Raw genomic sequence first — 19,701 nt, forward strand, 5'->3', positions numbered from 1 at the left:
TAACTTGTTAATATAGCTCTTTCCCATGAATCCTTCTGAACTTCGCTCCACTCTGGCCTTAGCAGGCATCTTTGGCCTCCGTATGCTGGGCCTATTCTTGCTATTGCCCATCTTTAGCCTCCATGCGCGTGGCTTGCCGGGTGGTGAGCACGCACTTTGGGTCGGTTTGACTCTCGGAATCTTTAATATTGTGCAGGCCTGTTTTTATATCCCTTTAGGCCGTTTATCGGACCGAATTGGGCGCAAACCGGTCGTTTTATGGGGTCTATCCCTGTTTGTGGCTGGAGCCTTAATTTGTGCCGCCAAAGATGATTTGCTCTGGATTGCGATTGGCCGGGGAGTCATGGGCGCTGGCGCCGTCTCAGCAGCGATTTCTGCATGGGTAGCGGATTTAACTCGCGAGCAGGTTCGCACGCGAGCTATGGCATTGGTAGGCGGCAGTATTGCCCTCTCATTTGCTTTGTCTTTAGTAATTGCCGCTCCGATTTATCGTGCGATTAGTCTCAGTGGAATTTTTATCGTTCTGGCAGCGTTAGGTGTGATTGCCATGTTTGTTACCTATTATGTTTTGCCTACGAGTAAGCCTGAAGCAAAAGTTCAACAGGCTTCATTAAAAGAAGTTTTCTTTCGTCCAGAGTTGATGCGTTTGAATCTTGGCGTGTTTGTATTGCATGCAACTCAAGTCGCCATGTTCTTGGTAGTACCCAGATTATTAGTGCAGGCAGGATTACCACTTTCTTCACATTGGGAAATTTATCTTCCTGTGGTACTTCTGTCATTTGTCTTCATGGCACCCGCAATTATTTATGGTGAAAAGAGGCAGAAGCTAAGAACCATTTTATTAGTCGCGATTGTTTTATTGCTGGTTGCAGAATTGATCTTTACGCAAGCCAATTCAGTGTTGACGATTGCAACTGCATTGCTGGTTTATTTTGTAGGCTTCAATCTGCTCGAAGCCTTACAACCTTCTTTGGTGTCTCGTTTTGCTAAAGAATCCAAGGGCACTGCATTAGGTGTTTACAACACTACGCAATCCATTGGCCTGTTCTCAGGAGCAGTTATTGGTGGCTATTTGATGGATAGCCATGGCGATTTATCGGTCTTTGCCATGGGCGCAGCACTCCTGGTTTGCTGGCTTATAATTGCTTGGTCGATGGGCGAAATGCCAACGAGAGCAACAGATTCTAGGGATGTAAGCGCAGTGACATAACCGCAGCTTCATAGATTAAATTAAAGCGAGCAGTTTATTTTTTAGTAGTAATAACGGTAGTATTTTTCTTCGGGAGACAACATGGCTTCGGTAAATAAGGTCATCATCGTAGGTAACGTAGGACGTGATCCAGAGACGCGTTACATGCCAAGTGGCGACGCAGTTACAAACATCTCAGTAGCAACATCTGATCGCTACAAAGACAAACAAACTAACGAAATGAAAGAAACCACAGAATGGCACCGTGTTGCATTCTTTGGCAAGCTTGCAGAAATCGCTGGTCAGTACCTCAAAAAAGGTTCACAGGTTTATGTTGAAGGTCGTTTGCGTACACGCAAATGGACTGACGCTAGTGGCCAAGAAAAGTATTCCACAGAAATCGTTGCAGAAACAATGCAAATGCTTGGTGGCAAGCCAGTAGGCGGAAGCGGTGATGGCGGCGAGAGCTACAGCCGTTCAAAGCCGGCTGAGCAGTCTGCCCCAGCACCATCAAACGCTGCATCATTAGGTGCAATGGACGACGACATTCCGTTTTAAGTATTACTAAAAACTCGCTAGTCATAAGCTGGTGAGTTGAATAGCAAAAACCCCTTCTAGGATTACCTACAAGGGGTTTTTATTTGCCTGCATTTCAATAAATTTACTGTCTTGCGTGCCGAATGTTATCTGGCCAGGGTGAGTTGTGATCTGTGCGGAAAGGATTGATATCTAAGCCGCCGCGTCGTGTGTAGCGCGCATATACAGATAGCTTCTCCGGTTTGCACTGACGCTTGATGTCAGTAAAGATCGTTTCCACACAATGTTCGTGGAACTCGCCTAACTGTCTAAAGCCAATGAGGTAGCGCAATAAACCCTCTTCAAGGATCGGCCTGCCTTGGTAACGAATTTGCACGCTCGCCCAGTCTGGTTGACCGGTAACTGGGCAATTGGATTTCAATAGATGCGAAACCAAGCATTGTTCAATAGGGCCAAAGGATTCATTAACTCCCAGTAGGCTTGGGTCTGCTGGTAGGTTTGGATCTACTTCAATATCTAATCTGTCCATCAAAATGCCACCCATTTCTTGCATTCCTTTTTTGGAGACTGCTTCTGTTGGGTTGATGCGGGTGGTGACCTTGCTGCCAGCGACTGCAGATAAGTCGGTAATGAGTCGCTCTTTAACTTCATTCTCATCCTCAAAGCGTGCGCTGTTAAGGCTGTTGAGATAAAGCTTGAATGACTTGGACTCAATCATGTTCGGTGAGTCTGCAGGAATCTGAAACTCTGCCAAAGCAATTTGCGGCTTACCCTTTTGATTGAGCCAGCTGAGTTCAAAGGCGTTCCAAATATCAACACCAACAAAGGGTAGAGCTTGATCTTCTTTAAAACCCAACTTCTTTCTATTCTCAGATCTGGGGATGGGAAACAGCACACTCGGATCATATTGATCTGGATATTGCGTTGATTGCCCGAGGGGTAAGGTTGCCATTACAGTATTTCGCTTACTTCTTAGGTTTATTGGATACGCCAGATACCACGTGGCCTGTAGGTGCAACAGAGGCTGCTGATTGGCAATGACCAGTTTGATCATCAAAGAAAAAGTCTGGTTCGAATTCTCGTAAGAACTCGCTCTTCGAGAGGCCGCCTAAGAACATCGCTTCATCTACATCAATGCCCCACGCCATCAGTGTACGAATAGCTCGTTCATGGGCAGGTGCAGAGCGTGCTGTAACTAATGCTGTCCGAATGCGCATACCGTTTTCACTAGTGGAGCGTTGCAGTCTGTGTAGGGCTTCTAGCAAAGGTTTGAATGGGCCGGGAGGCAAGGGAATATCGACCTTCTTACTTTCGTGATCCACAAAGGCTTCAAGACCTTTTTTCTGGAAGACTTGTTCGGCTTCATCGGAGAAAAGAACTGCGTCTCCGTCAAACGCGATGCGGATTTCATTAGGATGGGACTCGGCGGTTTTACTAGACTCTGGATACACGCGAGCGGCAGGAAAGCCTGCATCAATCGTTGCTCGCACATCATCTTCATTTGCAGACAAGAAGAGATTGGCATGTAGAGAGCGCAAGTAATGATACGGAGGCCTACCTCTTGTAAATACGCCACGCTCAAGATGTAGACCATGATGCTCGGCTGAACGGAATACACGCAGACCGCTGACCGGATCGTTGCGAGAAAGAATGACTACTTCGACACGTTGCTCACCCTCATCATTAAAAGCGAGGAGTTTCTTGACTAAGGGGAATGCTACCCCTTTTTGAGCGGCCTCACTGAGGCGCTCTAACTGCAACTTCATATAAGCGCTGTCATCGGTTGACTCGAAGATGCGATTTTCTTCCTCGAAATCAAACAGGGCGCGCGAAGAGATTGCGACGACGAGTTTTCCGGTGAGTGTGTATGACATTTGAGATTGGGCTTATTTCAGGAACAGGCGATAGGCGGGATTGTTAGTCTCATCCCAGTGTGGATAGCCTAGGGTTGCCAAGAAGCTTTGGAATTTCTTCTGCTCATTTTTCGGTACTTGAATACCAATCAGAATGCGGCCATAGTCGGCTCCGTGATTGCGATAGTGGAACAAACTGATATTCCAGTTAGGGGCCATGCTGGTTAAGAACTTCATCAAAGCACCTGGGCGCTCTGGGAACTCAAAGCGATAGAGCAATTCATCTTTAGCCAGTGCAGAATGCCCGCCAACCATATGACGTAAATGCGATTTTGCTAGCTCATCATGCGTGAGATCAATCGTTGCAAACTTGGCTTTGCGGAAATGCTTTGCAATCGCTTCGCTGTCACCGGATTTTTGTGTGCTGATGCCAACAAAAATATGGGCTTCACTTTGATCGCCAATACGATAGTTAAATTCAGTCACGTTACGTTTGCCGAGTAATTCGCAGAAGCGTTTAAAGGAGCCACGTTCTTCAGGAATAGTGACTGCAAATACCGCTTCGCGGAACTCACCAACGTCTGCGCGCTCAGCCACAAAGCGTAGGCGACTAAAGTTCATGTTGGCCCCGCAAGCCACAGCCACTAAGGTTTTCTTCTTGATACGTTTTTTCTCGACATACTTCTTCATGCCCGCAATGGCGAGTGCGCCAGCGGGCTCAAGAATACTGCGAGTATCGGTAAATACATCATTAATAGCTGCACAGATTTCATCTGTGTCGACGGTGACGATTTCGTCTACTACTTTTTTGCAAATACGGAATGTTTCTTTGCCAACCAATTTCACGGCAGTGCCATCTGAGAACAAACCCACGTCTTTCATCTCAATACGTTTATTTGCTTTGAGCGATTGATTCATGGCATCGGAGTCAGAAGCTTGAACACCAATCACTTTTGTTTTTGGGCTAACAGCTTTGATGTATTCACCAATACCGGAAATCAGGCCACCACCACCTATCGCGACAAAGACTGCATCGATCGGTTTTTCATATTGAGTAAAAATTTCGTGGGCAATCGTTCCTTGACCTGCGATGACATCGGGATCATCAAAAGGGTGGACAAAAGTTAAGCCCCGTTTTTTGCCGAGAATCTCAGAATGTTTAAAGGCATCGCTATAGGATTCACCATGAAGGATGATTTCTACCCAAGATCCGCCTCTGACCTTGACCGCATCAATTTTGACGCTAGGGGTCGTGACCGGCATCACGATGACGGCTTTGCACTTCATTTTGGCGGCAGATAGGGCTACACCCTGGGCATGATTGCCTGCAGAAGCTGTAATAACCCCGCGTTTTAGGGCTTCTGGGGGTAAATGGGCCATTTTGTTGTAGGCGCCACGGAGTTTGAAGGAGAAAACCGGCTGGTTATCTTCTCTTTTAAGTAAGACCTGGTTGCCCAAACGCTTAGTCAGTTCTGGGGCGAGCTGAAGTTCGGTTTCTCTGGCTACGTCATAGACGCGAGCCGATAAAATTTTCTTTAAATAGTTCGTTGCCATCCGATGAGCGTACCACGGATGGCTCCTAAGCCCTTAGATTTGCAAGGGTTTATCCCTTTGGGGAGCAACTTTCTCGGAATCCTGCCACTATCAGGTTCACTCAATTAAAATGCTTATTTATCAAATATGTCGCTATGAACGCACCATTAGCTTTGAACCAGTTGTTGGATGCTGAGGCGGGCTCCCCCCGTCTTCGCGAAATTCCCTACAACTACACCTCCTTTTCTGATCGAGAGATTGTGATTCGCCTATTGGGCGAGGAGTCATGGCGTGTTCTCAACAACTTGCGTGGCGTTCGCCGTACAGGTCGTTCCGCCCGTATGTTGTTTGAAATTCTGGGCGATATTTGGGTGGTTCAGCGCAACCCGTTCTTGCAAGATGATTTGCTGGATAGTCCCAATCGCCGCAAACAATTAATTGATGCACTCTGGCATCGCTTGGGCGAAGTCAAGAAGCGCAATAGTGGTGATTCTGCTGACCAAGTAGAAATTCTATTAAGTGCCGCTTATCGCGCAATCGAAAATTTCGAAAACGGATTTAAAGAAGTTGAAGTCATTCGTAAGCGTGCTCGTAAGGAGTTAGGTCGTCATACTGCTGCAGACAATATTTGCTTTGATGGTGTGTCTCGTGCTGCTCACGTTACCGATGCAACAGACTGGCGCGTGGAGTTTCCACTCGTTGTTCTAAAGCCGGATTACGAATCTGAAATTCCTGGTTTAGTGAAAGCTTGTATTGAATTAGGGCTGACCATTATTCCTCGTGGAGGTGGTACTGGTTATACCGGTGGCGCTATTCCGCTGTATGCAATGTCGGCAGTGATTAACACTGAAAAGTTACAAGATATTGGCGGCGTAAAAGCTAAAAAACTACCAGGCTTAGATCGTGAAGTATCTACCATCTTTACTGGCGCAGGCGTTGTGACCCGTCGCGTATCTGATGCTGCAGAGCATGCTGGTCTTGTGTTTGCAGTTGATCCTACTTCTGCCGATGCAAGCTGCATTGGCGGCAATATTGCCATGAATGCGGGTGGTAAGAAAGCGGTTCTTTGGGGAACTGCTTTAGATAATCTGGCTAGCTGGCGCATGGTGGATCCGCAAGGCAATTGGTTGGATATCGAGCGTCTTGAACACAATATGGGCAAGATCCATGATGTGGCAACTGTCCGCTTTCAGCTCACTTGGTCTGATGGCAATAGCGAGCCGGGTCAGCGCATTCTAAAAACAGAATTATTAGAAGTTGAAGGCAGACGTTTCCGCAAAGAAGGTTTAGGTAAAGACGTTACTGATAAATTTTTATCAGGTTTACCTGGTGTGCAAAAAGAAGGTTGTGATGGTTTGATTACTAGCGCAACTTGGGTATTGCATCGCATGCCTAAATTCATGCGCACGGTTTGCTTGGAGTTTTTTGGTCAAGCGCGAGAAGCGATCCCCAGTATTGTGGAGATCAAAGCATACTTAGATGGCTTAAGCAAGCAAGGTGGCCCAATCTTGGCCGGCCTAGAGCATTTGGACGATCGCTATTTAAGAGCGGTGGGTTATTCAACTAAATCAAAGCGCAATAGCTTGCCGAAGATGGTATTGATTGGCGATATTGCTGGCGATGATGAAGAAGCCGTTGCTGCAGCTACTAGTGAGGTAGTGCGGATGGCGAACTTACGTGTTGGCGAAGGCTTTGTTGCAGTCAGCGCTGAGGCTCGTAAGAAGTTCTGGCTCGATCGTGCCCGCACAGCTGCGATTGCCCGTCATACCAATGCTTTCAAGATTAATGAAGACGTCGTGATTCCTTTGCCGCGTATGGGTGAGTACACCGACGGTATCGATCGCATCAATATTGAGCTCTCTCTCAAGAACAAGTTGCAAGTACTCGATGGTCTTGAGACTTTCTTGAAAAAGAGCGCATTACCGCTAGGTAAGAGTGATGCTGAGTATGAGATCCCTACAGCAGAAATCTTGGGAGATCGTGTTCAGCAAGCCCTAGAGCTTATTGCCAAGGTCCGTGGGCGTTGGGCTGAGTGGCTCATTGAGATGGACTCTTATTTTCCGCGACTGCAGGATTACAGTCTGCGCGCTTCATGGAAAGAGGAAGTGCGCTCAGAGTTGCGCATCATCTTTGGTGGTTTGGCATTTGAGCCGATTCTGGCCGAGCTAGAAGCAATTCACAAAAACGTGTTGCGTAAGCGCGTATTCGTCGCGTTGCACATGCATGCTGGCGATGGTAACGTTCATACCAATATCCCGGTGAACTCGGATGACTACGAGATGTTGCAAGATGCGCATCGCGCCGTAGATCGGATCATGAAATTAGCCCGCTCATTAGACGGTGTGATTTCCGGTGAGCATGGTATTGGTATTACTAAATTAGAGTATTTAACAGAAGCTGAACTCAAAGATTTCCGCAGCTATAAGAATCGCGTTGATCCAGAAGGCCGCTTTAATAAAGGCAAGTTGATGCCACATGCTGATCTGAGCATGGCCTACACGCCTAGCTTTGGTTTGATGGGCCATGAGTCAATCATCATGCAGCAAAGCGATATTGGTGCTATTGCTGATAGCGTAAAAGATTGTTTACGTTGCGGCAAATGTAAACCTGTTTGCTCGACCCATGTACCTCGTGCAAACTTGCTCTATAGCCCACGCGACAAAATCCTCGCAACATCACTATTGATTGAAGCCTTCCTATATGAAGAGCAAACTCGACGTGGTGTTTCGATTCGCCATTGGGAAATGTTTGATGATGTCGCAGCGCATTGCACGGTTTGCCATAAGTGCTTAACTCCATGCCCGGTCAATATCGACTTTGGTGATGTGACCATGAACATGCGTAATCTCTTGCGCAAGATGGGGCAGCAGCGCTTTAATCCTGGCACAGCAGCATCCATGTTCTTCTTGAATGCCACCAGCCCAGAATCGATTAATCTTGCTCGCAAGACGATGATCGGTTGGGGTTATAAGTTGCAACGCCTGGGTAATGATGTCTTACGCAAGTTTGCGAAAAAACAAACTGCCCATCCGCCTGCAACAGTAGGAAAGCCGAGCGTTAAAGAGCAGGTGATCTTTTTTGTAAATAAGAAGATGCCTGGCAATCTACCCAAGAAAACGGCGCGTGCTTTGTTGGACATTGAGGATGCGAACTACGTTCCAATTATTCGTGATCCTAAGACAACTTCTGCAGATACTGAGGCGGTGTTCTACTTCCCGGGTTGCGGATCTGAGCGCTTGTTCTCTCAGGTTGGTTTGGCTACTCAGGCGATGTTGTGGAATGTAGGTGTTCAAACGGTTCTGCCACCAGGCTATCTCTGTTGCGGCTACCCACAGCGTGGTAATGGCGACTTTGATAAAGCAGAGAAGATGATCACGGATAACCGTGTGTTATTCCATCGTGTTGCCAATACCCTCAATTACTTGGATATCAAGACCGTGGTTGTTTCTTGTGGCACTTGTTATGACCAGTTAGCTGGCTACCAGTTCGAACAGATTTTCCCTGGCTGCCGCATTATTGATATTCATGAGTTCTTGGCAGAGAAGGGCGTTAAGCTCTCTGGCGTAACGGGTGTGAAGTATATGTATCACGATCCTTGCCACTCTCCAATGAAGTTACAAGACCCTTTGAAGACGGTGAATGAGTTAATTCAACTCGAAGATGGTAAGGCGATTGCGAAGAATGATCGTTGCTGCGGTGAATCTGGCACATTAGCCGTCACACGTCCTGATATTTCTACTCAAGTGCGTTTCCGCAAACAGATTGAGATGGAAAAAGCGGCGACTGAATTGCGCAAAGATGATTTCACTGGCGAAGTCAAAGTGTTAACTAGTTGCCCATCATGCTTACAAGGCTTGACACGTTTTGATGCGGATAGCGACACTACAGCCGATTACATCGTTGTTGAAATGGCTCAGAAGCTACTTGGTAAAGACTGGATGCAGGACTATGTAGCCAAGGCTAACCAAGGTGGTATTGAGAGGGTCCTCGTTTAATGATTCCGAGCAATATCGTTGTACATCAGCAATCCAAGGTCTTGGAGCTCTCTTATGAGGGTGACAAGACTTATCGCCTGCCTTTTGAATTGTTAAGGGTTTTATCTCCTTCCGCCGAAGTTCAGGGCCATGGGCCTGGGCAGGAAACATTGCAGACGGGTAAGCGTGATGTTTTGATCGCCAATATTGAACCTGTTGGGCACTATGCACTCAAGCCCAGCTTTTCGGATGGGCATGACTCTGGCTTGTTTACCTGGGATTACTTATTGTTTCTGTGTGAGAACCAGGAGCAGTTATGGAAAGAGCATTTAGATAAATTGGCCGCTGCTGGCTTAGACCGCGATACACCGATGACACAAGCAGGCAGTTCATCAGGCCATTCTTGTGGAAGTCACTAATGAGTAAAACGCACTTCGGGTATCAAAGTGTTGATGAAGCTGAAAAAGCCGGCAAGGTTGCCGAGGTTTTTCATTCGGTAGCCAGCAAGTACGACGTCATGAATGACCTGATGTCATTCGGGCTGCATCGGGTTTGGAAAAAAGTGACGATTGCTCGTGCAAATGTTCGTCCTGGCCAAAAGATTTTGGACATTGCTGGCGGTACTGGCGATCTCGCCGCGGCTTTCGCAAAAGCGGCTGATTGGGGACGCAACCCAGATGCTCAAGTTTGGTTAAGTGATATCAATGCTTCTATGTTGGGTGTGGGGCGTGACCGCCTATTGGATCGCGGTATGGCTTTGCCTTGCGTTCAGTTTGATGCCGAAAAAATTCCTTTTCCGAATAATCATTTTGACGTGGTGACCGTTGCCTTTGGTTTGCGTAACATGACACATAAAGAGATCGCTTTAGGTGAAATGTGCCGTGTGATCAAACCTGGTGGCCGTGTTTTGGTATTGGAGTTCTCTAAGCCTGATGCCTTTTTGCAACCCGTATATGACACTTATTCATTTAAGGTTTTGCCTTGGTTGGGTGAGAAGATTGCACAAGATTCAGAAAGCTATCGCTATTTAGCTGAATCGATTCGCATGCATCCCGATGCAGAAACCCTTAAAGAAATGATGTTGGGGGTTGGTTTTGATGAAGTGGAAACCCACAGGATGACTGGGGGTATCGTTGCCTTACATATTGGTATTAAATACTAATAGTCGTATAGTTTTTAAAGTCTTAAAAACTAAAGAAGTTGAGTAGTTATCAGAAGGGGTAAATCTAAAAATGAATAAACATTTTTTTAAAGCAGTTCTCTTGAGCTTTACTTTGATCATTGCAATGGTTGGTCAGGTTGATGCTGCTCGCTTAGGTGGCGGAAGAAGTCTTGGACGCGCGCCAAGTGCACCAATGCAACGTCAGACTGCTCCTGTGCAAAAGCCAGTTCAGCAAGCACAGCCGACTTCCCCATCCCCCACCCCTCAAGCACCTGCGCCTAGTCGTTTTGGTGGCATGGGTGGTATTTTGGGTGGCTTAGCTGCGGGCCTGGGAATTGGTTACCTCTTATCGCATTTTGGTTTAGGTGAAGCAGCCTCTTCATTAATTACTGGTTTGCTGATCGCAATGTTGGCTGGCTTTGTCATTATGTTTGTGATTCGTAGATTATTGCCAGCGATGTCTGGTGCTGGTCAAAACTCAAATGCGCCATCACAAGGCATGCAGCGCAATAGCGTTGAGATGCCCAGACAAGAACCTGCATTCACTCCTGCTGCAAATGCATTCGGTGGGGTGAGTGCAGAGCCTGAGGTATTTCAGTCAACCTTGCCCCCTGGTTTCGATCAGCAAACATTTTTGGAAAATGCAAAACAATATTTTGTCACTTTGCAAAAAGCTTGGGACCAAGGTGATCTTGCATCCTTACGTGAATTTACAACTCCCGATATGTTTGCCACGATTCAGCAAGATTTAGCTGGTAGAACTGATGGCAGCAATCAAACAGATGTCGTGACTATTAATGCTCAGCTCTTAGGGGTTGAGACGGCAGATGCCCATTATTTCTGTAGCGTTCAGTTCAGCGGCATGATTCGTGAGCAACAAGGCGCTCCAGCGAGCGACTTCTCCGAAATCTGGAATTTAAGCAAGCCTGTGGAAGGTCCTGGCGGCTGGGTACTGGCGGGTATTTCCCAGTTGGTTTAAGCTTTAGGTACTTTCCGTCGGAAAACCCGCACTAGTGCGGGTTTTTTACACTCATGAACAGACATTTTTCGACTACCCATACGATTGCTTCTGGCGCAGCCTGCCGGGGGATTAATCACGTATTGGGTAGCGAGCCTTGGGCGTCTGCTGAATTGGCTCGTCATGCCAACAAAACAATCTTGTTACAACTTCCGCTAGGTAATCTGTGTTTTGAGATCAAGTCAGATGGTTTATTGGCTAACTTAAAAGAGATTGAGGCACCTTCGCTCACTTTGGAGGTTTCTGCCAAGGCATTGAGCGACTTGGCAGGCAGTACTGGTTCTTTGCGTGAGCAGGCTTTCAAAGCAGTCAAAATTACTGGTGATGCAGACTTGGCCCAATTATTGGGTCGTCTTGCAGGACAGTTGCGCTGGGAATACGAGGAAGATTTAGCTCGTCTGGTTGGAGATGCACCTGCAAACTTTGCCGTAAGGCAGGGTAAAAAGTTTGTGTCTGCCACACGTTCTGCTGCAAGCGATTTGCTGGACAATGTAGTGGAGTATGTCAGCGAAGAAAAGAAAGTGCTTTTAAATAAACGAGACTTTATGGTTCGTAAATCCGAATTAAGTGATTTGCGCGAGTCTGTAGATCGTATGGAAAAACGTATTCAACTTCTAGAGCAAAAGGCTAAATAAATCGTGCGTCGAATTGCTCGTCTCTTTTTCATTTTCTTTACCGCATGGCGTTATGGTTTATTGCCACTACTTCGTGATCTTCTAAAGCCGGGCATTCGTCGCGGATTCTTAACAGTGCTTTGCTGGATGTCTCCTGGCAGTCATTTACCTAGAGGTGAGCGTATTCGATTGACGCTAGAGGCACTAGGCCCTATTTTTGTGAAATTTGGTCAAGTACTTTCTACACGTCGCGATTTATTGCCAGAAGATATCGCTAATGAGTTGGCTAAATTACAAGATCAGGTACCACCATTCTCAAACGAAGAATCTCGTCGCTTGATTGAAGCGGATCTAGGTCAACCAATTGAAGAAGTGTTTATTAGCTTTGATGCAACACCTGTCGCTAGTGCCTCAGTGGCACAGGTGCACTTCGGAGTCTTGCGTGGCACAGATAAGCATCCTGAATGGGAGGGTCGTTCAGTAGCCATCAAGGTCTTGCGCCCCGGTATTTTGCCGGTGATTAATGGTGACCTGGCCTTGATGTACGACTTAGCCAAGGTGATTGAAAAAAGCTCCGAAGATGGTCGTCGTTTAAAGCCACGCGAGAACGTCGCGGAGTTCGATACTTATTTGCATGATGAGCTTGATCTCATGCGCGAAGCCGCTAATGCGAGTCAGCTACGTAGGCAATTTGCGGATTCACAAAAGTTGATGATTCCCGAGATGTATTGGGATTTATGTCACACCAATGTGATTGTCATGGAGAGAATGTATGGCATCTCAATTGGTAAAACGGCAGCACTCAGAGAGGCGGGCGTTGACTTTAAGAAGTTGGCTTCAGATGGCGTAGAGATATTCTTTACTCAAGTGTTTGAGTATGGGTTCTTCCATGCAGATATGCATCCCGGCAACATTATGATTAGCTTAGAGCCAGAAACATTTGGCCGTTTCATTTCTCTAGATTTTGGAATTGTTGGTGCATTAAGCGAATCTGACAAAAATTATTTAGCCTTGAATTTTCTGGCATTCTTTAATCGCGATTACCGCCGAGTTGCTGAGTTACATATTGAATCGGGTTGGGTTCCGGCGAATACCCGCGTTGAAGAATTAGAGGGTGCGGTACGTTCAGTTTGCGAACCGTATTTCGATCGCCCCCTGAAAGAAATTTCCTTGGGCATCGTGCTGATGCGCCTATTTCAAACATCGCGTCGCTTTAAGGTGGAAATTCAGCCGCAACTCACTTTGCTACAAAAAACCCTCTTGAATGTCGAGGGTCTGGCTCGTCAACTGGATCCCGACCTGGATCTTTGGAAAACGGCTAAGCCGATTCTGGAAAAATGGGTAAGCAAGCAGTTGGGGTGGCGTGGTCTCATTGATGGCATCAAGGAAGAGGCGCCTACTTGGGCCAAAATTCTGCCAACATTGCCCCGTTTGATTGCGGATAGCCTAGCGCAGGCCCGTTCCCCCATCAAAGACCAAAATGGCGAATTAGAGGTCTTAAAGGCCCTTTTATTGCAAGAAAGACGTACACATCGCCTTTTGGCAGGCGCTTTACTCTTTGCTGGCGGGTTTTTGGCTGGAATTTTGATCGTCAGCCTAGGCATTTATTAGTCTCTCGCTGATTGGCTGCTAACCCGCTAAAATAGCGGGTTAGGCAGAACACATGAAAAAATACTTTATCGCTGGCATCCTCGTTTGGGCACCATTGTCGATCACCATTTGGGTGATTGCTTGGGGCTTGGGCCTGCTCGATGGTGTTTTTGGTTCTGTAATGCACGCCATTATTATTGTTCTCCCTGAAGATGCCGCTAGAGATTTGCAGCATTTCCGTGACCTCCCGGGCGTTGGAATACTGATTGTGATTGTGGTCATCCTCCTCACTGGATTGACCGCAATTAATTTTGCCGGACAGTGGTGGTTAAAAGTTTGGGATAAATTTGTTAATCGCATACCGATTGTTCGTTCCATTTATTCCAGCGTTCAGCAAGTCTCATCCACTTTATTTTCTGGAAGTGGGCAAGCTTTTAGCAAAGCCTTGCTGATTCGATATCCCCATGCGGATTCTTGGGCGATTGCTTTTCAAACTGGCATTCCCGCAAGAGAAGTAACTGCCAAATTGGGTGAAGATTACGTCAACGTATTTTTGCCTACAACCCCAAATCCAACCTCTGGTTTTTTCATGATCGTGCCACGTGCACAAACGATTGAATTAGAGATGAGTGTGGAAGAGGCTCTGAAACATATTGTTTCAATGGGCTCTGTTCCCCCCAATAGTTCTAGTGGTTTAACTGCATCCCAGTTGCCACACCATTTTTGATTTATAGGAAATTGTTATGTCAATGCGAAGCCATACCTGCGGCCAGGTCACCGATTCACTGATTGGTCAAGAAGTCACTCTTGCTGGATGGGTTAATCGCCGTCGTGACCACGGAGGCGTGATCTTTATTGACTTGCGTGACCGCGAAGGTTTTGTACAGGTTGTTTGCGATCCTGATCGCCCAGAAATGTTTGCTCTTGCTGAGCAAGTTCGTAGCGAGTTCTGTATACAGATTAAAGGTCTTGTACGTGCACGTCCTGCCGGCACTGAGAACACGGATTTAGTTAGTGGAAAAGTAGAGATCCTCTGCCATAGCTTGGTGATTCTGAATGCTTCTGTAACTCCGCCGTTCCAGATTGATGATGAGAATTTGTCAGAGACCACTCGATTAACTCATCGCGTATTGGATTTGCGTCGCCCACAAATGCAAAAGAATTTACGGTTGCGTTACAACGTGGCGATGGAGTGTCGTCGTTATTTAGATGATGCTGGCTTTATCGATATCGAAACACCGATGTTAACTAAGAGCACCCCAGAAGGCGCGCGTGATTATTTGGTGCCTTCCCGTGTTCATGATGGCCAGTTCTTTGCGCTGCCACAGTCTCCACAGTTATTCAAACAGTTGTTAATGGTCGCTGGCTTTGATCGCTACTATCAAATTACCAAGTGTTTCCGTGACGAAGACTTGCGTGCGGATCGTCAACCTGAATTTACTCAGATCGACTGTGAAACTGCTTTCTTGAGTGAGTTAGAAATTCGTGATTTGTTTGAAAACATGATTCGACATATTTTCAAGAAGACGATGAATGTTGAGTTGCCTAATCCATTCCCAACCATGCCTTACTCTGAAGGTATGGCGCGTTTTGGCTCTGATAAGCCAGATTTGCGTGTGAACTTTGAATTCACTGAATTGACTGATTTAATGAAAGACGTTGATTTCAAGGTGTTCTCAGGTGCCGCTAACCAAGTGGGTGGACGAGTGGTGGGCTTATGCGTGCCTGGTGGTGCTGAAATTAGCCGTAGCGAAATTGATGACTACACCCAGTTCGTCAGTATCTACGGCGCTAAAGGCTTGGCTTGGATCAAGGTCAATTCCGTTGCTGAAGGCCGCAATGGCTTGCAGTCACCAATCGTGAAGAATTTGCATGATGCGGCGATCGAAGGCATCTTGAAGCGCACGGGTGCAAAAGATGGCGACATTATTTTCTTTGGTGCCGATAAAGAAAAAGTAGTAAACGATGCGATTGGTAATTTACGTTTACGTATTGGTCAGTCCGCTTGGGGTAAAGCGCATGGTCTCTTTACCGAAGGTTGGAAGCCGTTGTGGGTAGTTGATTTCCCAATGTTTGACTACGATGAAGGCGAAGCCCGTTGGGTTGCCTGCCATCATCCGTTTACCAGTCCTAAAGATGAGCACATGAAGCATCTGGAGTCTGATCCAGGTAAGTGCTTGGCTAAAGCGTATGACATGGTGTTGAACGGTAGTGAAATTGGTGGCGGCTCAGTCCGTATTCACCAAGAGGCTGTTCAAAGCCAGGTATTCCGTGCATTGAAAATTGATGCAGAAGAAGCGCAAGCGAAGTTTGGCTTTTTGTTAGATGCACTTCAGTATGGCGCGCCTCCTCACGGCGGTATTGCGTTCGGCCTGGATCGCATCGTAACGATGATGACTGGTGCAGAATCCATTCGTGATGTGATTGCTTTCCCTAAAACACAACGTGCGCAGTGCTTGTTAACTCAGGCCCCAAGCCCAGTAGACGAGCGTCAACTGCGTGAGTTGCATATCCGTTTGCGTCAAGCTACCCCTGCCGCATAAAGCAACTTCAGTAATACCATCTTGAAAATCCCTATTTCGGTTTTAGTCGTTATCTACAAATCGAATAGGGATGTTTTATTGATAGAGCGTGCTGACCGCTCTGGCTTTTGGCAATCTGTCACTGGTAGTCTTGATACTCTCGATGAGGATCTGGCTTTAGCAGCTACGCGAGAAGTATTTGAAGAGACGGGGATTGCGGTGGTGCGCCTACCAAAAGAGGCGTTGCAAAACCTGCATCATCACATCGAGTATGAAATCTATCCTGAGTGGCGATTTCGTTATGCCCCAGGTGTTACCCGAAATATCGAACATTGGTTTGCGCTAGAAGTTCCGGATAGCACTTCAATCACACTTGCCCCAAGGGAGCATGTTGCATATGAGTGGCTCCCTTATGAAGAGGCCGCTAAGAAATGTTTTTCTCGCAGCAATGGCGACGCTATTTTGAAATTATTTTCTGCGAACTAAGCCGAGTCAAATAGCCAATTAGGAATAAGATAGAGCGATGAGACATTCATCAGGACATCATCACGGTAGCGCAGATTCAAAAACACCAGGGCGCGGTGATTGGCGCGTCATTCGTGATCTCCTCCCTTATCTTCTGGAGTATCGCTTTCGGGTAATTATTGCCCTGAGCTGTTTAATAGCTGCCAAGGTCGTTAATCTCGGCATTCCAATTGTGATGAAAGAGTTAATTGACTCTTTGGATATCAAAGCAAGTTCTCCCCAAGCCCTTTTGGCTGTTCCCTTGGGAATTATTCTGGCCTACGGCTTATTAAGAATTTCCGCATCCTTGTTTACAGAGTTGCGTGAAGCTTTATTTGCCAAGGTTACCCAGAATGCAGTTCGTAAAGTGGCGCTTCAGGTATTTGAGCATTTGCATTCATTGGCGCTGAGCTTTCATCTAGCCCGTCAGACGGGTGGCGTGAGTCGAGATATCGAGCGCGGTACACGTGGTATTCAGTCACTGATTTCTTACTCGCTCTATAGCATCTTGCCAACAGTAATTGAGTTTTGTTTGGTGTTGGGCTACCTTGCCTATTCATACGATATTTGGTTTGCTGCAATTACATTTATAGCCTTAGTCCTCTATATTATTTTTACGGTGATGGTTACTGAGTGGCGTACCCATTACCGCCGCACTATGAATGATATGGATTCAAAGGCCAATCAAAAAGCCATTGACTCGCTCTTGAATTTTGAAACAGTGAAGTATTTTGGTAACGAGGCCTTTGAAGCCAGGCGTTACGATGAAAACTTGCTGCGCTATCAATCTGCAGCAGTGAAGTCACAAAAGACCTTAGCCGTATTAAATCTTGGCCAGCAGATCATTATTGCTACCGGCTTAATGTTGATTCTGTGGCGCGCTACTGTCGGCGTTGTCAATGGCACGATGACTTTGGGCGATCTGGTGCTGGTAAATACCTTGATGATTCAGCTCTATATTCCGCTTAATTTCTTGGGGGTCATATATCGTGAAATTAAGCAGTCATTAACGGATATGGATCGGATGTTCTCATTGCTGAATACCGATAAAGAGATTGCTGATTCTCCAGATGCAAGGCCGCTACAAGTTCATGACCAGGGACATGGCCCAGACGTTAGGTTTGAGCATGTGTCGTTTCACTATGATGCCAAGCGTGAAATTCTGCGTGATGTCAGCTTCAATATTCCTGCTGGAACCATTACGGCGGTAGTGGGTCAAAGTGGCGCAGGTAAAAGTACTCTCGCCAGATTGCTATTCCGTTTTTATGATGTGCAGTCAGGAGAAATTCTGATTGCAGGGCAGAATATTCAAGATGTGACACAGGCTAGCTTGCGTAAAGCAATCGGCATCGTTCCGCAAGATACCGTTTTATTCAATGACACGATTGGTTACAACATTGCCTATGGCGATCCTTCAGCAACGATTGAAGAGGTGCAAGAGGCGGCTAGGGCAGCACAAATCGATGGCTTTATTAAGCGCTTGCCAGAGGGGTATGACACACAGGTTGGCGAGAGAGGTTTGAAGCTTTCTGGGGGTGAGAAACAACGCGTAGCGATTGCGCGAACACTCCTCAAAAAACCGGCTATGTTGATTTTTGATGAAGCAACTTCAGCTCTAGATTCCAAAACAGAACGCGCTTTTCAGGAAGAGCTGCTCAGTTTGGCCAAGAACCGGACAACCCTCATTATTGCTCATCGTCTTTCAACTATTATTCATGCCGATCAAATTTTAGTGATGGACCGTGGTCAGATTGTGGAGCGAGGAACTCACGAAGAGTTGCTTGCAGCTCAAGGAAGGTACGCGGAGATGTGGCAGATGCAAGAGCGTGCCACGGTTGATTAGAATAGCTGGATGACTCAAAACAGTTCTTTTCCCTCTATGGCAACAAGTAAAGAAGCAATTCTTAAAAATGCTTTTTCTGCTGCAGTAGCGGTTGCTGATCCACAGGTCATTGTTCCCCAGTTCTTAGCAAAGATATTTCCAGTTGGGCAAGAGCCTAAGGGTAAATGTTTGGTAGTAGGTGCAGGTAAGGCTAGCGCTTCGATGGCTAGTGCATTAGAAGCTTATGCAAAATCCCATTGGCCACAGGTGAAGTTAGAGGGCGTTGTGCTGACGCGTTATGGTCACGGCTCACCAACCTCCTTCATCAAGATCGTAGAGGCTGGCCATCCAGTGCCCGATCAAGCTGGCATGGATGGAGCTAAAGAAATTTTTGCCTTAACCAATCAATTGGAAAAGGGCGACGTATTGATCGCCTTAGTCTCTGGTGGTGGATCAAGCCTTCTTACCCTGCCGCAAGAAGGTATCTCGATTGATGATATGCGCAAGACCACTGAAGCGCTCTTGCGTAGTGGTGCACCTATTGAAGAAATGAATGTGGTGCGTAAACACCTTTCAGCAATTTTGGGTGGCAACTTAGCAAGAGTGGCCATTGCCTGTGGCGCACGAGTAGAAGCCTTGCTAATTTCTGATGTCACAGGCGACTCACCAGCCGATATTGCTAGCGGCCCGTGTGCTGCAGACTACTCAACGTATTTAGATGCACTCAACATTTTGCAAAAATATGATTTAGATGATTCAGTTATCCCTGGATCAGTAATGAATCATCTCAAGCAAGGTTTGGCTGGTGAAAAGCCAGAGACTCTGAAAGATTCTGATTTAATCTCCGCTCAAGTGGCCAATCATGTGATTGCAACTGCTTATAAAAGTTTAGAGGCTGCTGCTGACTATGTGAGCACGCAGGGTTATGAACCCATTGTTTTGGGGGACACTATTACTGGTGAGGCGCAAGAAGTTGGTGTGGAGCAGGCTGCGTTAGCTCGTGACTATATGGCCAAGGGAGTTGATAGTCCGCTTGCCCTCATTTCAGGTGGTGAATGTACTGTGACGATTCCAGCAGACGTAAAAGGCCGTGGCGGTCGTTGCAGTGAATATCTACTCTCACTTTTAGCTGCTAGCTCTGATTTGCCAAGAATAGCTGCTTTGGCTGCGGATACCGATGGCATTGATGGTAGCGAAAAGAACGCCGGTGCCTGGTTTGATAGCGCCGTGCGCCAATCTAGCCAGACTGCAGGTCTGGTTCCAGAGAAATTCTTATCAGCACATGATTGCTATGGCTTCTTTGCAGAATTAGACGCTTTAGTGGAAACTGGCCCTACACTTACTAACGTGAATGATTTCCGCATTATCTTGCTCGATAAATAA

General features: G+C 46.7%; 16 protein-coding genes. 13 read left to right on the plus strand and 3 right to left on the minus strand.

What is annotated here, in order from left to right; all coding sequences use genetic code 11:
* Positions 1-25: 25 nt before the first annotated feature.
* Together AOC28_RS04145 and ssb are read left to right on the plus strand one after the other, a co-directional pair.
* Complete coding sequence (locus AOC28_RS04145; protein WP_072582707.1) at positions 26-1,210, plus strand: MFS transporter; 1,185 nt, start codon at positions 26-28, stop codon at positions 1,208-1,210.
* A gap of 81 nt (positions 1,211-1,291) precedes the next feature.
* On the plus strand, positions 1,292-1,747 hold the full coding sequence (gene ssb, locus AOC28_RS04150) for a single-stranded DNA-binding protein (protein WP_072582708.1): 456 nt from the start codon (positions 1,292-1,294) through the stop codon (positions 1,745-1,747).
* Between the two features lie 103 nt (positions 1,748-1,850).
* Here ssb and queF read toward each other — a convergent pair whose 3' ends face one another.
* From queF to ilvA, 3 genes are read right to left on the minus strand one after another with little or no spacing between them, the layout of a single operon-like run.
* On the minus strand, positions 1,851-2,678 hold the full coding sequence (gene queF, locus AOC28_RS04155; protein ID WP_072582709.1) for an NADPH-dependent 7-cyano-7-deazaguanine reductase QueF: 828 nt from the start codon (positions 2,676-2,678) through the stop codon (positions 1,851-1,853).
* 13 nt (positions 2,679-2,691) lie between these two features.
* Positions 2,692-3,600 (minus strand): 5'-nucleotidase, encoded by a 909-nt coding sequence (locus AOC28_RS04160; RefSeq protein ID WP_072582710.1) that lies wholly within the window; start codon positions 3,598-3,600, stop codon positions 2,692-2,694.
* Positions 3,601-3,612: 12 nt separating this feature from the next.
* Positions 3,613-5,133, minus strand: coding sequence for a threonine ammonia-lyase, biosynthetic (ilvA, locus tag AOC28_RS04165; RefSeq protein WP_072582711.1), 1,521 nt, complete (start codon positions 5,131-5,133; stop codon positions 3,613-3,615).
* A 134-nt stretch (positions 5,134-5,267) separates the two neighbouring features.
* Between ilvA and AOC28_RS04170 the strand changes: the two genes are divergently transcribed.
* The 11 genes from AOC28_RS04170 to AOC28_RS04220 all read left to right on the plus strand — a co-directional run bounded on the left by AOC28_RS04170 (position 5,268) and on the right by AOC28_RS04220 (position 19,701).
* On the plus strand, positions 5,268-9,107 hold the full coding sequence (locus AOC28_RS04170; protein ID WP_072582712.1) for an FAD/FMN-binding oxidoreductase: 3,840 nt from the start codon (positions 5,268-5,270) through the stop codon (positions 9,105-9,107).
* Positions 9,107-9,505, plus strand: a complete 399-nt coding sequence (locus tag AOC28_RS04175; RefSeq protein WP_072582713.1) for a DUF971 domain-containing protein — start codon at positions 9,107-9,109, stop codon at positions 9,503-9,505. Before AOC28_RS04170 ends, AOC28_RS04175 begins: the two co-directional genes overlap by 1 nt.
* The gene (ubiE, locus tag AOC28_RS04180) at positions 9,505-10,248 is read left to right on the plus strand and encodes a bifunctional demethylmenaquinone methyltransferase/2-methoxy-6-polyprenyl-1,4-benzoquinol methylase UbiE (RefSeq protein WP_072582714.1); all 744 of its coding nucleotides are present in this window, start codon (positions 9,505-9,507) and stop codon (positions 10,246-10,248) included. Before AOC28_RS04175 ends, ubiE begins: the two co-directional genes overlap by 1 nt.
* A gap of 70 nt (positions 10,249-10,318) precedes the next feature.
* Positions 10,319-11,227 carry a TIM44-like domain-containing protein gene (locus AOC28_RS04185; protein WP_072582715.1) on the plus strand — a complete coding sequence of 303 codons (909 nt, stop codon included), beginning with the start codon at positions 10,319-10,321 and terminating at the stop codon, positions 11,225-11,227.
* Between the two features lie 53 nt (positions 11,228-11,280).
* The gene (locus tag AOC28_RS04190) at positions 11,281-11,901 is read left to right on the plus strand and encodes an SCP2 sterol-binding domain-containing protein (RefSeq protein ID WP_072582716.1); all 621 of its coding nucleotides are present in this window, start codon (positions 11,281-11,283) and stop codon (positions 11,899-11,901) included.
* 3 nt (positions 11,902-11,904) lie between these two features.
* Positions 11,905-13,491 carry a ubiquinone biosynthesis regulatory protein kinase UbiB gene (gene ubiB / locus AOC28_RS04195; RefSeq protein WP_072582717.1) on the plus strand — a complete coding sequence of 529 codons (1,587 nt, stop codon included), beginning with the start codon at positions 11,905-11,907 and terminating at the stop codon, positions 13,489-13,491.
* Positions 13,492-13,543: 52 nt separating this feature from the next.
* Entirely contained in the window at positions 13,544-14,197 is a 654-nt protein-coding gene (locus AOC28_RS04200) for a DUF502 domain-containing protein (RefSeq protein ID WP_072582718.1), read from the plus strand.
* Between the two features lie 16 nt (positions 14,198-14,213).
* A complete protein-coding gene (gene aspS / locus AOC28_RS04205; protein WP_072582719.1) occupies positions 14,214-16,013 on the plus strand; it encodes an aspartate--tRNA ligase in 1,800 nt (599 codons plus the stop codon).
* Between the two features lie 21 nt (positions 16,014-16,034).
* Positions 16,035-16,478 carry a dihydroneopterin triphosphate diphosphatase gene (gene nudB, locus AOC28_RS04210; RefSeq protein ID WP_072582720.1) on the plus strand — a complete coding sequence of 148 codons (444 nt, stop codon included), beginning with the start codon at positions 16,035-16,037 and terminating at the stop codon, positions 16,476-16,478.
* A gap of 37 nt (positions 16,479-16,515) precedes the next feature.
* Positions 16,516-18,339: an ABC transporter ATP-binding protein/permease gene (locus AOC28_RS04215; RefSeq protein ID WP_072582721.1), complete on the plus strand. Its 1,824-nt coding sequence runs from the start codon at positions 16,516-16,518 to the stop codon at positions 18,337-18,339.
* A gap of 9 nt (positions 18,340-18,348) precedes the next feature.
* Entirely contained in the window at positions 18,349-19,701 is a 1,353-nt protein-coding gene (locus AOC28_RS04220; RefSeq protein WP_072582722.1) for a glycerate kinase, read from the plus strand.

Origin of the sequence: Polynucleobacter sp. MWH-Adler-W8 (genome assembly GCF_001889925.1) — a bacterium.
GTDB lineage: Bacteria > Pseudomonadota > Gammaproteobacteria > Burkholderiales > Burkholderiaceae > Polynucleobacter.